General features: G+C 72.1%; 14 protein-coding genes. 4 read left to right on the plus strand and 10 right to left on the minus strand.

The genetic code is table 11. The features are described from left to right. Positions 1 to 5 precede the first annotated feature (5 nt). From hypA to ACIO5E_RS23475, 10 genes are all read right to left on the minus strand, one after another. A complete protein-coding gene (hypA, locus tag ACIO5E_RS23430) occupies positions 6 to 383 on the minus strand; it encodes a hydrogenase maturation nickel metallochaperone HypA (RefSeq protein ID WP_400670946.1) in 378 nt (125 codons plus the stop codon). A gap of 116 nt (positions 384 to 499) precedes the next feature. After that, entirely contained in the window at positions 500 to 604 is a 105-nt protein-coding gene (locus ACIO5E_RS23435) for a DUF6893 family small protein (protein ID WP_400670949.1), read from the minus strand. Next, positions 598 to 1104, minus strand: a complete 507-nt coding sequence (locus tag ACIO5E_RS23440; RefSeq protein ID WP_400670951.1) for a hydrogenase maturation protease — start codon at positions 1102 to 1104, stop codon at positions 598 to 600. The genes ACIO5E_RS23435 and ACIO5E_RS23440 overlap by 7 nt, the downstream gene beginning before the upstream one ends. After that, positions 1101 to 2510 carry a hypothetical protein gene (locus ACIO5E_RS23445; RefSeq protein WP_400670953.1) on the minus strand — a complete coding sequence of 470 codons (1410 nt, stop codon included), beginning with the start codon at positions 2508 to 2510 and terminating at the stop codon, positions 1101 to 1103. Before ACIO5E_RS23445 ends, ACIO5E_RS23440 begins: the two co-directional genes overlap by 4 nt. Further along, entirely contained in the window at positions 2507 to 3151 is a 645-nt protein-coding gene (locus tag ACIO5E_RS23450) for a DUF6084 family protein (protein WP_400670955.1), read from the minus strand. The genes ACIO5E_RS23445 and ACIO5E_RS23450 overlap by 4 nt, the downstream gene beginning before the upstream one ends. Further along, on the minus strand, positions 3148 to 3795 hold the full coding sequence (locus ACIO5E_RS23455; RefSeq protein WP_400670957.1) for a DUF5947 family protein: 648 nt from the start codon (positions 3793 to 3795) through the stop codon (positions 3148 to 3150). Before ACIO5E_RS23455 ends, ACIO5E_RS23450 begins: the two co-directional genes overlap by 4 nt. Continuing rightward, entirely contained in the window at positions 3792 to 4259 is a 468-nt protein-coding gene (locus tag ACIO5E_RS23460; RefSeq protein WP_400670959.1) for a thioredoxin, read from the minus strand. Before ACIO5E_RS23460 ends, ACIO5E_RS23455 begins: the two co-directional genes overlap by 4 nt. Continuing rightward, positions 4256 to 6040, minus strand: a complete 1785-nt coding sequence (locus tag ACIO5E_RS23465; protein WP_280684492.1) for a nickel-dependent hydrogenase large subunit — start codon at positions 6038 to 6040, stop codon at positions 4256 to 4258. Before ACIO5E_RS23465 ends, ACIO5E_RS23460 begins: the two co-directional genes overlap by 4 nt. A gap of 88 nt (positions 6041 to 6128) precedes the next feature. Continuing rightward, positions 6129 to 7175, minus strand: coding sequence for a hydrogenase expression protein HypE (locus tag ACIO5E_RS23470; protein ID WP_400670961.1), 1047 nt, complete (start codon positions 7173 to 7175; stop codon positions 6129 to 6131). Between the two features lie 277 nt (positions 7176 to 7452). Continuing rightward, positions 7453 to 8466: a LacI family DNA-binding transcriptional regulator gene (locus tag ACIO5E_RS23475; RefSeq protein ID WP_400670964.1), complete on the minus strand. Its 1014-nt coding sequence runs from the start codon at positions 8464 to 8466 to the stop codon at positions 7453 to 7455. A 281-nt stretch (positions 8467 to 8747) separates the two neighbouring features. Between ACIO5E_RS23475 and ACIO5E_RS23480 the strand changes: the two genes are divergently transcribed. From ACIO5E_RS23480 to ACIO5E_RS23495, 4 genes are read left to right on the plus strand one after another with little or no spacing between them, the layout of a single operon-like run. Continuing rightward, on the plus strand, positions 8748 to 10046 hold the full coding sequence (locus ACIO5E_RS23480) for an ABC transporter substrate-binding protein (RefSeq protein ID WP_400670967.1): 1299 nt from the start codon (positions 8748 to 8750) through the stop codon (positions 10044 to 10046). Between the two features lie 4 nt (positions 10047 to 10050). Continuing rightward, complete coding sequence (locus tag ACIO5E_RS23485) at positions 10051 to 11007, plus strand: carbohydrate ABC transporter permease (protein ID WP_400670970.1); 957 nt, start codon at positions 10051 to 10053, stop codon at positions 11005 to 11007. Between the two features lie 24 nt (positions 11008 to 11031). Further along, a complete protein-coding gene (locus ACIO5E_RS23490) occupies positions 11032 to 11877 on the plus strand; it encodes a carbohydrate ABC transporter permease (protein ID WP_400670972.1) in 846 nt (281 codons plus the stop codon). Then, positions 11874 to 13808, plus strand: coding sequence for a DUF5107 domain-containing protein (locus ACIO5E_RS23495; protein WP_400670975.1), 1935 nt, complete (start codon positions 11874 to 11876; stop codon positions 13806 to 13808). The genes ACIO5E_RS23490 and ACIO5E_RS23495 overlap by 4 nt, the downstream gene beginning before the upstream one ends. The last annotated feature ends 85 nt before the right edge of the window (positions 13809 to 13893 follow it).

Genomic DNA, 13893 nt, shown 5'->3' on the forward strand with positions numbered 1-13893 from the left:
CGGCATCAGCCTTTCTGATCGGCCTGGACGCCGGGGCGCTCGGCCCATTCGACGTCGAGGATCTGCAGCTCGCGTCCGGACAACAGCTCGACGCTGCCGCCGGCGCAGCTCGGGCAGCCGAGGTCCGGCGGCATGCCGACGGCCCACTCGACCGCGCAGGGGGTGCAGCGGGCGCGTGCCGCGACGGACTCGGCCTGCAGCGCGGCCCCTTCCAGCAGCGTTCCGGCGCAGGCGAGTTCGAAGCAGAAGTCGAGCGCCTGCGGGACCACGCCGGCCAGTTCACCGACCTGCAGCCGTACCCGCGCGACACCCTGGGCCCCGTGTTCACGCGCGGCCCGGTCCACCTGCTCGACGACGGCGGCGGCGATCGACATCTCGTGCATCGGTCCCTTCCCACGGCCGGCGGCAACGGGCCCCATTACAGGGCGCGGTGGCGTCGACGACTCGAAGCCGCGCCGCCACCGCGCCCGCGGCTGCACCGTTCGCAGCAATCCGCGCCTCACATCCGGGACAGGCGCAGGTACCGCCTGAGGTCCGGCAGGCTCTGCCAGACCAGGGCCGCGACCCCTGCCAGCAGGGTCGCGCAGAGCAGTTTCCTCAGCATGGTGTTGTCTCCCTCTCCGGTTGTGTGGCCTCGTCCACGACCCGCAGGATCATCTGGACCGCCTCCTCGACGGCGGCGGCGACAAGGGTGCTCAGCCCGATGCCCTCCTCCAGCGACGCCGGCTCGCACCCGACCACCAGCACCCGTCCGGGCGGCTCGCCGCCGGTGCCGGCGGCGAGCGTGGCCAGCAGGGCGAGCACCGCGTCGGGCCCCATCCGGTGCCCGTCCAGCACCGGCGCCTCCAGCGGTTCGGCGGCCGCTTCGATGAGGTAGACCGTGCCCGGCACCCCGCCGCGGCAGGTGGCGTCCACCAGCACCGCGGTCCGGTAGCCGTCGAGCAGCCGGTACGCCAGGTCCACCCCACGGACGCCGACGTCGACCACCTCGACGCCCGTCGGCACCGGGTGGGCGGCGAGCCGGCGGACGGTCTCCACGCCGAACCCGTCGTCGCCGAGGAAGATGTTGCCCACCCCGGCGACCAGGACCGCCCCGGCGTTCACGGGCCCTCCGTCCGGACGGCGCCGTCCGCCGGTGGCGGGGCCTCGCCCAGCGGGGTGACCTCGTCGGGCTGGAAGTAGCGGAACCGGCCCTGCGCCCGCCACAGGTCCGCGCCCGGGTCGCCGTCCACCGTGACCGCCAGGTGCACCGACCCGTCGACGTCGTGGAGCACCGCCTCGACGACGGCGGTCCGCCCGTGCAGGAACAGGTCCTGGGCGTCGGTGCGCCGCCGGCCGGGCCGCAGCAGGACCCGGCTGCCGGCGCCGACCGAGTGACCGTCGACGAGCACCCGGTCCCGCTCGGGGTCGACCTCCGGATCGTTGCCCGGGTCCCACCAGGGCTGCTCCGCCTCGGGAGGGCACCCGGTGATCTCGCGCAGCCCGCGGACGGCTCCGTGCAGGCGCTCCAGCACCTCGGGCGGCATCGAGTCCGCCAGGTCGATCACGGCGCCGGCCCGTTCGTCGGTGCCCCGGGCCTCCCGCTTCTCCTGGTCGGTCAGGGCCGCCGTCCGCAGCGCCAGGATCTCGTCGATCTCGGTGGCGTCGTAGAGGGTGCCGAGGCTCTCCGGGGCGACCTGCGGGTGGTCCTCCAGGATGATCGGCGAGGAGAGCACCACCCGGCGCCCGCGGTCCGGTCCGGCCAGCACCGGCCAGGTGTGCTCGTTGCGGCACCGCTCGACGGCCGGGCGGGCCCACTCCGGCGGGTCGGTGACGGACAGGAAGCAGCCGTGCTCCAGTCCGAGCAGCAGGTGTGCCGAGACGAGGGAGCGCGGCAGCGCCTCCTCCCGGCGGGCGTGCCGGGCCGGTGTCCAGGTGGAGGTGTTCTCCACCACCACCGTCAGGCGCTGCGCCCGGTACGGGCCGGGGAGTTCCTCGGCGGTCAGCCGCAACAGGCCGTCGACCTGTTCGCGGCGACGCACCAGTCGGCCGACGGCCGCGTCGTTCTCGCGCAGCAGTTCCGTCTCGCCGACGCCCGGCAGCCGGAACGGCCGCAGCACCCCGTCTCCGGCCAACTCATCGACCGGGAGCAGCAGTTCGATTCGCTCCTCGACGCCCTCGTCCCACTCGACGAACACCCGGTCGGCGAGCTCCAGCCGTCCCACCGGCTCGAAGCCCCCGGTGGCGGTGGCCCGCTCGACGGTGCGCCGCTGGACGCGCAGGAAGCGCAGTTCGACGGCCAACCGGTCGCCGCCGCGCGGTTCCACCAGGCACTCGGTGCGCTGGTGGGAGTGCTCGCCGCCCTGCGCGGTGTACTCGGGCGGGACCAGCACGCCGAACTGCCAGCGCAGCCGGTTCTTGGCCGCCGAGGCGCGGTACGGGTAGAGCACGTAGCCCTCCAGCAGCACCGCGTCGGCGATCTGCCGGGCGGCCGCGAAGCCGCTCTCGATCCCGGTCGGGAAGGCGCTCACCGGACCCCCTCCCCGACCGCCGCCGTCGCGAGCAGCTCCCGCACCGTCGCCTCCCAGGAGGGCAGGGCCCGCCGGGAGCGGTAGGCCAGCAGGGCGTCCATCAGGTCGTCCGGCAGCCGCAGCCAGCCGCAGCCGGGGAAGTGCTGGTCGATCGCCTCACGCCAGACCCGCACCGGCATCCGCACCGAGGCCTCCTTGTCCCAGGGCACCGGGGTGACCTGGAAGCCGCCGGGGCCGGCGAAGGCGGTGCCGGAGAAGAGCAGCAGCAGCGGCACCTCGCCGCCGTCCAGCGCCCGGAAGTAGCGGGCGGAGGCCACCTCCAGGTCGTAGCTGCCCGGCACCACCAGGTCGACCTCGGTCTCGCCGGTGAATCCGGGCACCAGCAGCGGCACGGTGGCGAACTGGAGCGGGTTGAGCGTGGTCGCCCAGCGCTCCCGTTCGCCGAACAGGTCGGTCAGCCGCTCGCCCTCCGCCCCGCTGTAGGACCGGCGGCCCGGTTCGATGCGCAGTTGACACTGGAGCGCGAGGGCGTGCACCCGGGTGTCGGCCGGGGCGGTGATCCGCAGCCGGAACACCAGGGTCGGCCCGGCCGCGTACGGTTCGGAGCGCACGCCGGTACAGGCGAAGCCGAGGGCGGTCACGCCGTCACCTCCGCGGGCAGGGGACGGGCCCGGACGGCCAACCTCGCGAAGAACGCGTCGAGTTCGGCCCGCGCCTCGGCCCCGCCGTCGAAGCCGTGCCAGCACAGCCGCAAGCGGCCGACCAGCTCGTAGCAGACGTCGATCGGCACCAGGAAGCACTCGACCAGCCGGCCGTCCCGGCGCAGCAGCAGGGCCTCCACGTCCGGCTCCAGCGCGGCGGCCAGCCGGCTCGCGCCGAGGGCGCGCTGCCAGGCCTCCTCGTCCAGTTCGCTCTCGGTGGCACCGGCCGGCCCGGGGTAGCAGGCGAGCAGCCGGTCCAGCGCGGCGTTGCGGAACAGGAACGCGGTGCCGACCGGGATCCCCAGCGCCGACCAGGACTGCTCGTCCAGGCGCCCGTCCGGATCGACCAGGCAGCGGTCCGGCACGCTGCGGTAGCGGCCGTCGGACGCGCCCGGCTGCTGGAACAGCAGGCCGCAGGCGGTGCAGGTGCAGGTCAGGGCGCGCTCCTCGGTGTCCACCAGGTGGCGGTGGCCGGGTGGCAGGTCCAGGCCGCAGAACGCGCACCGCTCGGGCCGCGGCGGCGCGGGCTCGCGCAGCCGGTGCAGCAGGGCGGTACCCGCGTGGGAGAACCGGCGGGTGTTCATCGCGCCTCCGCAGGCAGGGTCGGGCGGGTGCCGATCTGCAGCAGCTGCGGGGCGCGTTCCAGCTCCAGGGCCGTCACCTCGGGCGCGTGGCAGGCGAGTACGGCCTCCACCTCCTGCTCGCCGCAGCCGCAGCCGGAGGCCGTCCGGCGTAGCCGCAGCGTGCCGGTGCCCGGGTCGAAGCCGAGCACCTCGACCTGCTCGGGCAGGGCGGCGAGCGCCCGGCCGATCCGGGCGCTCACGTCCTCGGGGTGCAGATCGTGCAGGAGCAGCAGCCCGGCCACCACCGGGTCGTCCAGCAGCCGCGCCAGGACGGACGGGGGCAGTGCGGGGACGAGCCGGGCCAGCCCCCCGCCGTAGAACTCCATCAGGTCGCGGACGAGTTGCTCGCCCGCCTGCTCGGCGCCGCTGCCGGCCAGGGCGTCCAGGGTCTCCTGGATGCGTTGTCCGGTCTGCTCGGCCGTCATCCGGCCAGCCCGCTCAGGCCGGTGGGCACGTGCATGGTCTGCAGGGTGCGCCCGCCCCCCACGTACATGTGCACGCCGCACGGCAGGCAGGGGTCGAAGCTGCGCACCGCGCGCATGATGTCGATGCCCTTGAAGTTCTCCGGGGTGTTCTCCTCGAAGATCGGGGTGTTCTGCACCGCGTCCTCGTACGGGCCGGGGGTGCCGAAGCTGTCACGGACGCTGGCGTTCCACGGGGTGGGCGGGTACGGGTGGTAGTTGGCGATCTTGCCGTCGCGGATCACCATGTGGTGGGAGAGCACCCCGCGCACCGCCTCGGTGAAGCCGCAGCCGATCGACTCGTCCGGCACCTCGAAGCGCTCCCAGGTCTGGCTGCGCCCGGCGCGCACCTCGTCCAGCGCCTTCTCCGCGAAGTGGAGGGCGGCCGCCGCCGCGTACGCCTGGAAGTAGGTGCGGGCGCGGTTGCGCTCGATGGCGTTGCTCCACTGCGGGATCTTCCACTCGAAGGTGGTCTCCGGCTTCGTCATCGAGCGGGGCAGGTTGATCTGCACGCTGTGCCCGGTGGCCTTGATGTAGCCGATGTCGACCAGCCCCGACAGGGCGGTGGACCACAACCGGGCGATCGGGCCGCCGCCGGTGTCCAGGGCCAGGTAATCCTTGCCGTCGAACCAGCGGGGGGACATCACCCAGCTGTACTTGTCGTCGAAGTCGCGCTTCTGCGGGGCGGGGATGGTGTGCTGGTTCCAGGGGTGCCGGGGGTCGACCGGGTTGCCCAGCGGGTCGTGGGTGACGAAGAGCTCCTTGCCCTGCCAGTCCTCGTAGTAGGAGCTGCCGAGCAGGATCCGGATGCCGAGGTTGATCGTCGTCAGGTCGTTGGTGACCAGCTTGCCGTCCACGATGATGCCGGGGGTGACGAACATCCTGCGGCCCCAGTCCGACATGTTGCGGTACGTGAAGTCGCAGTGGTCGGGGTCGTTGAGGCTGCCCCAGCACCCGAGCAGGACCCGGCGCCGGCCGACCTCCTCGTAGCCGGGCAGCGCCTCGTAGAAGAAGTCGAAGAGGTCGTCGTGCAGCGGCACGACCTTCTTCATGAACTCCACGTACCGCATCAGCCGGGTCAGGTAGTCGGTGAACAGCTGAACCGTCGCCACCGTGCCGACGCCGCCCGGGTAGAGCGTGGAGGGGTGCACGTGGCGGCCCTCCATCAGGCAGAACATCTCCCGGGTGTACCGACTGACCTGGAGCGCCTCACGGTAGAACTCGCCCTCGATCGGGTTGAGCGAGCGCATGATGTCGGCGATGGTCCGGTACCCGTGGTCGCCGGCGTGTGGCGCCTCGGTGCGCTCGGCCAGCTCCAGCACGCCCGGGTTGGTCTCGCGGACCATCTTCTCGCAGTAGTCGACCCCGACCAGGTTCTCCTGGAAGATGTTGTGGTCGAACATGTACTCGGCGGCCTCGCCGAGGTTGATGATCCACTCTCCGAGGTGCGGGGGCTTCACGCCGTACGCCATGTTCTGGGTGTAGACCGAACAGGTGGCGTGGTTGTCGCCGCAGATCCCGCAGATCCGGCTGGTGATGAAGTGCGCGTCCCGCGGGTCCTTCCCGCGCATGAAGACGCTGTAGCCGCGGAAGACCGAGGAGGTGCTGTAGCACTCCGCGACCCGCTTCTGTTTGAAGTCGATCTTGGTGTGGATGCCGAGGCTGCCCACGATCCGGGTGATCGGGTCCCAGGACATCTCGGTCAGGCCGTTGCCGTCGCCGGCCGCCTTGGTAGTCGGTGCCATCGTGTGTGTCGTGCCCTTCTCTACGAGCGGGGAGGGGGAGCGGGCGGCGGCGACGGGCCGCACACCCGCAGGCGTGCGGCCCCGGGCGTCACCAGGGCGGGCGGTAGCCCGTGGTCAGACGGCCGCCCTTGTGGCGCCACTTCGGTTCCTTGTCGACGGTCTTCTGGGTGATCGCGCGCAGTCGGCGGATCAGCGCCCCGTACGCGGAACTGGCCTCGGTGGAGACCCGCGAGCCGGGCGGCGGGTCCATGAACGGCATGAACTTGTCCGGGAAGCCCGGCATGGTGCAGGCGATGCAGATGCCGCCCACGTTCGGGCAGCCGCCGATGCCGTTGGTCCAGCCGCGTTTGGCGACGTTGCACTTGACGACCGGACCCCAGCAACCGAGCCGCACCAGGCACTCGGGAGTGCCGTACTCCGTGGCGAACTGGCCCTGCTCGTAGTAGCCGCCGCGGTCACAGCCCTCGTGCACGGTGGCGCCGAACAGCCAGGCCGGCCGCAGCTTGTCGTCGAGCGGGATCATCGGGGCGGAGCCGGCCAGCTGGTACAGCAGGTAGGTGAGCGTCTCGGCGAAGTTGTCGGGCTGGATCGGGCAGCCCGGCACGCAGACGATCGGCAGCCCGGCCTTGGACTTCCAGTCCCAGCCGAGGTAGTCCGGCACGCCCATCGCACCGGTCGGGTTGCCGGCCATCGCGTGGATGCCGCCGTACGTGGCGCAGGTGCCGATCGCCACCACGGCGGTGGCCTTGGCGGCGAGCCGGTCCAGCCACTCACTGGTGGTGATGGGTTGGCCGGTCGCGGGATCGTCGCCGAACCCGCACCAGTAACCCTCCTTCTTGATCTTCTCGTTGGGGATGGACCCCTCGACGACCAGGACGAACGGGTCGAGCTCGCCGCGGTCGGCCTTGAAGAACCACTCGACGAAGTTGTCCGCGCCCTGGACCGGGCCGCACTCGAAGTCGATCAGCGGCCAGTGCACCGCGACCTGGGGCAGGCCGGGCAGAGCACCGGTGACGATCTCCTCGATGCTCGGCTGCATGGCGGCGGTCAGCGAGACGGAGTCGCCATCGCAGCTGAGACCGGCGTTGATCCAGAGAATGTGCACCACGTCGGTGTCGGTTGTTGCAGCACCCATGAGGATGCCTCCTCGGGGATGGGAGCCGGACGAAATGGCTCAACCACAGTCATAGCAACGGTTCGGATCGAACGCCGGTCCGGTGAGCCGAAGGGGTCGCCCGAGGGGCGCAAGCCGACGGGGCCGTTCGGGTCACCGGGATGCGCGGAGCCCGGCGGGCACGGGGCACTTTCGGACCGGAACGATCCGCGACGCGGGGCAGGGCGATTCGAGGGAGGAGGACCGGCGGCGCGTCATCGCGGGCGGGGTCCGGAAACGCCCCCCGGCGCCACCGGGATCAGGCCGAGCCGCCCCGGACCGGGCCGCTGCTCTCCCGGACGATCAGCGTGGGCCGCAGCAGGTGCAGGGCGTTGGTGGACGCGCCGCCGTTCTTGACGGCCCGCAGCAGCAGTTCGATCGCCTGCTGCGCCATCTCGCGCTTGGGGATCGCCACCGTGGTGAGCGGCGGACGCGAGCGCCGGACCTCCTCGATGTCGTCGTGTCCGACGACCGACAGGTCCTCCGGGACGGAGCGCCCGGCCGCGGTCGCCGCGTCCAGCGCGCCCAGGGCCAGGACGTCCTGGGTGGCGAAGATCGCGGTCAGGCCGGGGTCGGCGGCGAGCGCGGCGCCGGCGGCGGCGAACCCCCCGGCGGCGGACGACTCGGGGGTGCTGAAGACCGCGCTGTCGGGGATCGTCAGGCCGTCGGCGGCGAAGGCCCGCCGGAACCCGGCCACCCGGCCGGCGTGCGAGGGGAGGCTGGCCAGCACGGCGACGCGCTCGTGCCCGAGGTCGCGCAGGTGTCGGCCGGCGAGGTAGCCGGCGCGCTCGTAGTCGATGGTGACGACCGGGTGGGTGTCCGGCGCCTCCGTCTCCCAGGCGCACAGCACCACGGGGAAGCGGGCGTCGGCCAGCAGCGGCAGGTGGTCGATCAGGTCGCGGTCTCCGGCGATCAGCAGCGCGTCCACCAGGCGGCTGGAGAGCCCGGCCAGTTGCCGCCGGGCGCGTTCGCCGTCCAGCCGGGTCGTGCAGAGCAGCAGGTGGTAGCCCTCGCGCTCCAGCAGGTCCTCCACCTCCTGGACGATCTCGGAGTAGAAGGGGCTGGTCACCGTGGGGACGAACAGGCCGACCGTCATCGTGGTGCCGGTGGCCAGCGATCGGGCCACCAGGTTCGGGGTGTAGCCGAGTTCCTCGATCGCCGCCCGCACCCGGGCCTCGGTCGCCGGGCGCACCGGGATCCGGCCGGTGACGACGTTGGAGACCGTCTGCTTGGTGACCCCCGCACGCTCGGCCACGTCCTGCATCGTCACCATGAGCGTCCACTCCCGAAATGCTTTACCGGTCCAAGAAATACCCGGCAAATCTAACGCCGTCGGAGTGGGCGGTCAATCCTCCCCGCATCCTGCGACAGCGCCGACCTGTGAAGATCCACAGGTCGGCGACGTCACGACTTCGCATCGGTCGACGAGTCTCGCGACAGGGTCTTGTTTTACCGGTCAAGTGAACCCTACTGTTCCCACCCAGCGCGCTGCTGTGCAGAGCAGAACCCGTCGACGCACGGCGGATGCGGGCGTCCCGTTGAGAGGAACAGCGCATGAACAGCAAGACGAAGACCGCCAGACGCGTCGTCGGCGTGGCGACGGCCGTGGTGCTCGCGGCCGGTGCCAGCGCCTGCGGCAGCGGCGGGACGGGCGGCGGCGCCAAGGCGGGCGGCTTCACCTACTGGTCGATGTGGCGGGCGGGCGAGCCGCAGGCGAAGGTGATCCAGGCCGCGATCGACCGGTTCCAGAGCGACACCGGCATCAAGGTCGACGTCACCTGGGCCGGTCGCGACGTGACCAAGAAGATCGGCCCCGCGATAGCCGCCCGCCAGGCCCCGGACCTGTGGGACCAGGGCGCCGACGCCGTCTACGCCGCGACCGCCCAGGCCGGCCAGGCCCTGGACCTGTCCGACGTGCTCGGCATGGAGGTGCCCGGCGAGGGCAAGAAGGTCTCCGACGTCATCCCGGCCAAGTACCTGGACGCCCTGCCGAAGGACCCGAACGGCAAGAACCACTACATCATCCCGTACGAGGTCTCCTCGGCCGGCCTGTTCTACAACGCCGCCGACCCCGACCTCGCCACCGCCATGCCCACCCCGCCGGCCACCTGGGCCGACTTCCTCAAGGTCTGCGACGCCCTCAAGGCCAAGGGCCGGGCCTGCCTGGCCTCGGACGGCGAGCTCGCCTGGGAGAACGGCCTGACCCTGGACTACCTGCTGGCCGCGGGCGGCGTCGACTTCAGCGCCCTGAGCTCCGACAAGTCCGGGGCGGGCTGGGACAACCCGGCGGTGCTCACCGCGGTGAAGCAGGTCGAGCAGCTGGTCAAGGGCGGCTACCTGCTCGGCGGCTACGACGCCACCAAGTTCCCGGCACAGGAGACCAACTGGTCGGCCGGCAAGGCCGCCTTCTACAGCGACGGCAGCTGGGTCACCGACGAGGTCGCCAAGCAGGTCCCGGCCGACTGGAAGATGGGCGCGATGCTGCCGCCCGGCGCCACCAACGCCGACTCGATGCTCTTCGGCTTCTCGATGCCCAGGACCGCCAAGAACGTCGCCCCCGCACAGAAGTTCATCGCCTACTTCCAGCAGCAGAAGGTGCTCGGCGGGATCTCCACGGAGGCCGGCAACATCACCCCGCGCCCGGACATCCCGGCCCCCGCGGTGCTGGCCGACGTGCAGAAGGCACTGGACTCCGCGCCGGTGCGACTCACCTACGGCGGCGTCGCGGGCAGCTACCCGACCAAGGTCCTCAACCAGAACTTCCTCGACCTGTGGCACGGCAAGACCAGCGCCGAGCAGTTCGTCTCGAAGATGAAATCCGACCAGGTCTCCTTCTGGAAGTCGCAGGACTGATCCCATGGCCACCGCACTCCAGGACCGCACCGCGGTCCGGCGCGAAGGGCGGCCGCCGGCCGGCTCCGGCACCGCGCCCCTGGAACGTCAACACCGGCGCATCTTCTGGCCGTTCGCCGGCCCCGCGCTGCTCGTCTACGCGGTCCTGTTCCTGGCCCCGATCGGCTACGCCGCCTGGACCAGCCTGTACAAGTGGGACGGCATGGGCGCCAAGCAGTGGCGCGGCCTGCACAACTACCAGCTCCTGTTCGGGGATCCGACGTTCCGCACCTCGCTGCTCAACACCCTGGAGATCCTCGTCGTCGGCGGCGCCATCACCTTCGCGATCAGCCTGGCGCTGACCCTGGTGCTGCGCGAGATGCGGGCCCGGCTGTTCGCCCGGTCGGTGCTCTTCTTCCCGTGCCTGGTCAACGCGATGGTGTTCGGCATCGCGGCCGGCTTCCTGTTCTCCCCCGACGGCCCGGTGAACACCGTGCTGCACTGGCTGGGCGTGGCGGCGCCGCCCAAGTGGCTGGCGACCGACAACCTCTTCCCGATGATCGTCGCCACGCTGGTCTGGACGGCCACCGGCTACTACACGGCCATCATCATGGCGGCCGTCGACCAGATCCCCGAATACCTCTACGAGGCCGCCGAGTTGGACGGCGCAAGCGCCTTCCAGCGGTTCCGGCACGTCACCCTGCCACTGGCCTGGGACGTGATCTCGGTCTGCGCCGTGCTCTGGACGGTCAGCTCGGTGAAGATCTTCGAACTGATCCTGATGTACGGCGGCAGCAGCTCGAACCAGCCGCCGGTCAGCACCTGGAACACCGCGATGTACGTCTACACCGAGGCGTTCCCGCAGACCTCGGCCCCGCAACTGGGCATGGCCACGGCCGCCGCCCTGGTCAGCCTCGTGATGGTCGGGGTGATCACGCTGGCGCTCCGCCGGCTGATGCGCCGCACCGCCGTCGAGTACTGACCCCACCCGAGAAAGGCACCTCCCGTGCGTACCAAGCACCGAGCCGCGGGACCGGCGATGCGGATCGCCAGGGCCGTCGTCTGGGTCGTCGTCGCCGCCGACCTGCTGCTCATCCTGTGGGTCTTCCTGACCTCGCTGCGCGGCAGCAACGACATCTTCGCCCACCCCTTCGGCCTGCCGACCGACCCGCAGCCCGGCAACTACGGACGGGCGCTGAACGAGGGCGGGTTCGGCCGGGCGGCGCTCAACAGCGTGCTCGTCGCGACCGTCTCCTCGGTGGCGGCCGTCGCCCTGGCCGCACCCGCCGCCTACGTGCTGGCCCGCCGCCGCACCCGCACCTCGTCCGCGCTGACCATGACCTTCGCGATGGGCCTCGGGGTCCCCGGACAGGTCCTGGTCGTCCCGCTCTTCATCGGCCTGGCGCAGGTCGACCTGACGGACAGCCTGTTCGGCCTGATCCTGGTCTACGTCGGCCTGGCGATGCCGTTCACCGTCTACCTGCTGACCGGCTTCTTCAGCGGCGTACCCGCCGTCCTGGAGGAGGCCGCCACCCTCGACGGGGCCGGGCCGCTGCGGACCTTCCTGCAGGTGATCGTCCCGGTCGCCCGCGGCGGCCTGATCACCGCCTTCCTGCTCCAGGTGATCGGCGCCTGGAACGAGACGCTCTTCGCCCTGGTGCTCAACCACAGCGAGAACAAGATCACCCTGCCGGTGTCCCTGGCCGACTTCGTGGCCACCGAACAACTCAACGGAATGGACTGGGGGACCATGTTCGCCGGTGTCTGCCTCATCCTCGCACCGATGCTCGCGCTCTTCTCCTGGCTGGGCACCCGGATCATCCAGGGCATGACGGTGGGGATCGGCAAATGAGCTCATCACCCCTGAACCCGTCAGCCCCGGCATCGTCGGCCCCGCCCTCGACGCTGCGCACCGGCGTCCTGCGCGTCGAGGGCGCGGCCGAGCCGGTCGCCGGCCTGCTGCCGATCCTGCACGGCCTGCCCGCCCGCGTCGCCGAGGACGCCGGGGCCGCCGATCCCGAGATGCGCCGGGGGCTGGGCTACGGCCGCCCGCACACGCTGCTCCCGTACACCACCCAGGACGGCTACGACCGCTCCCGCACCACCCGCGAACTGCCCACCGTGGTGCTGGAGAACGAGGAGCTCACCGCCACCTTCCTGCCCGGCTACGGCGGCCGGCTCTGGTCGCTGGTGCACCGCCCCTCGGGCCGCGAACTGCTGCACCGCAACCCGGTCCTGCAACCGGCCAACCTCGCCCTGCGGGACGCCTGGGTGGCCGGCGGCGTGGAGTGGAACCTCGGCACCACCGGGCACTGGCCGCTGACCTGCGAGCCGTTGCACGCCGTCCGGATCACCGCCGCGGACGGCACGCCCGTGCTGCGGATGTACGAGTTCGAACGCCTGCGGCAGCTGGTGCTGCAGATCGACGCCTGGCTGCCGGCCCGCTCCCCGGTCCTGTACGTCAACGTCTCCGTCCACAACCCGAACGACGCCGAGGTCCCGGTCTACTGGTGGTCCAACATCGCCGTGCCCGAGACGGAGCGGACCCGGGTGGTGGGCCCCGCCGACCGAGCCTTCCACTTCGACTACACCGCCGACCTGCGGCAGGTCGTCTTCCCCGACCACGAGGGCGCCGACCGCAGCTATCCCGGCCGACTGCCCCGCGCGGCGGACTACTTCCTGGACATCCCGGACGGCGAACGCCGGTGGATCACCGCGCTGGACGAGACCGGCGCCGGCCTGGTCCAGGCGTCCACCGACCGGCTGCGCGGCCGCAAGCTGTTCCACTGGGGCACCGGCACCGGCGGCCGGCACTGGCAGGAGTGGCTCTCCGGGCCCGACTCGGCCTACCTGGAGATCCAGGCCGGGCTGGCCAGGACCCAGCTGGAGCACCTGCCGATGCCGGCCGGCGCGCGCTGGTCCTGGGTCGAGGCCTACGGACTCCTCCAGGCCGATCCCCACGCCGTACACGGGAGTTGGGAGCAGGCCCGGGCGGCCGTCCGGGAAGCCCTGGACGCGCTGGTCAGCCCGGAGCAGCTGGCCGCGGCCGCCGGGTGGGCGGCCGGGCTGCCCGCGCCGGACCAGTTGCTGGCACGCGGCTCGGGCTGGGGGGCGCTGGAGGTCGAAGCCGGGCTGCTCTCTCCCACCCCCGCCCTGCCCTTCGGCTCCTGCGAGCGCGAACAGGCCCCCTGGCTGGCCCTGGCGCGCACCGGACGGCTGCCGATCAGCGACCCGCCGGCGGCCCCGGTCCGCGGATCCCACTGGCGCGAGCTGCTGGAGGCGGGCGAACCGGACTGGCACCTGCTCTACCAGCTCGGCCTGCTCCGCCTGGCCGACGGCGAGGACGACGCCGCCCGCGCGGCCTGGAAGCGCTCGATCGGCGAGCTGCCCACGCCGTGGGCCCTGCGCGCCCTGGCCGTTCTGACGCCCGACGCCGAGGAGTCCGCCGACCTGATGGTCGAGGCCCACCGGCTGCGCCCGGACGGCCAGGAGCTCACCGTCGAACTCCTCGACGCGCTGCTCCGGGCAGGCCGTCCCGAGCAGGCCCTGCAGGTCATCGAGCAGTTCCCCCAGACCGTCCGCGAGCACGGCCGGATCAAGCTGGCGGAGGCGAAGGCGGCGCACGCCTCGGGCGACGACGACCGGGTCCGGCGGCTGCTGGCCGAGGGCATCCGCGTCGACAACATGCGCGAGGGCGAGGACTCGCTGGACACCCTCTGGCTCGCCGTCCACCCGGGGACCCCGGTGCCGCCCGCCTACGACTTCCGGATGTCGCAGGCCTGACCCCCCCCTCAACTCCTCCCGCCCTGACCGGAAGGAGGCGCGGCGGCCACACCCCCGTGGCCGCCGCGCCGCGGACCGAACGCCG

The organism is Kitasatospora sp. NPDC087314 (assembly GCF_044744365.1).
Lineage (GTDB): Bacteria > Actinomycetota > Actinomycetes > Streptomycetales > Streptomycetaceae > Kitasatospora.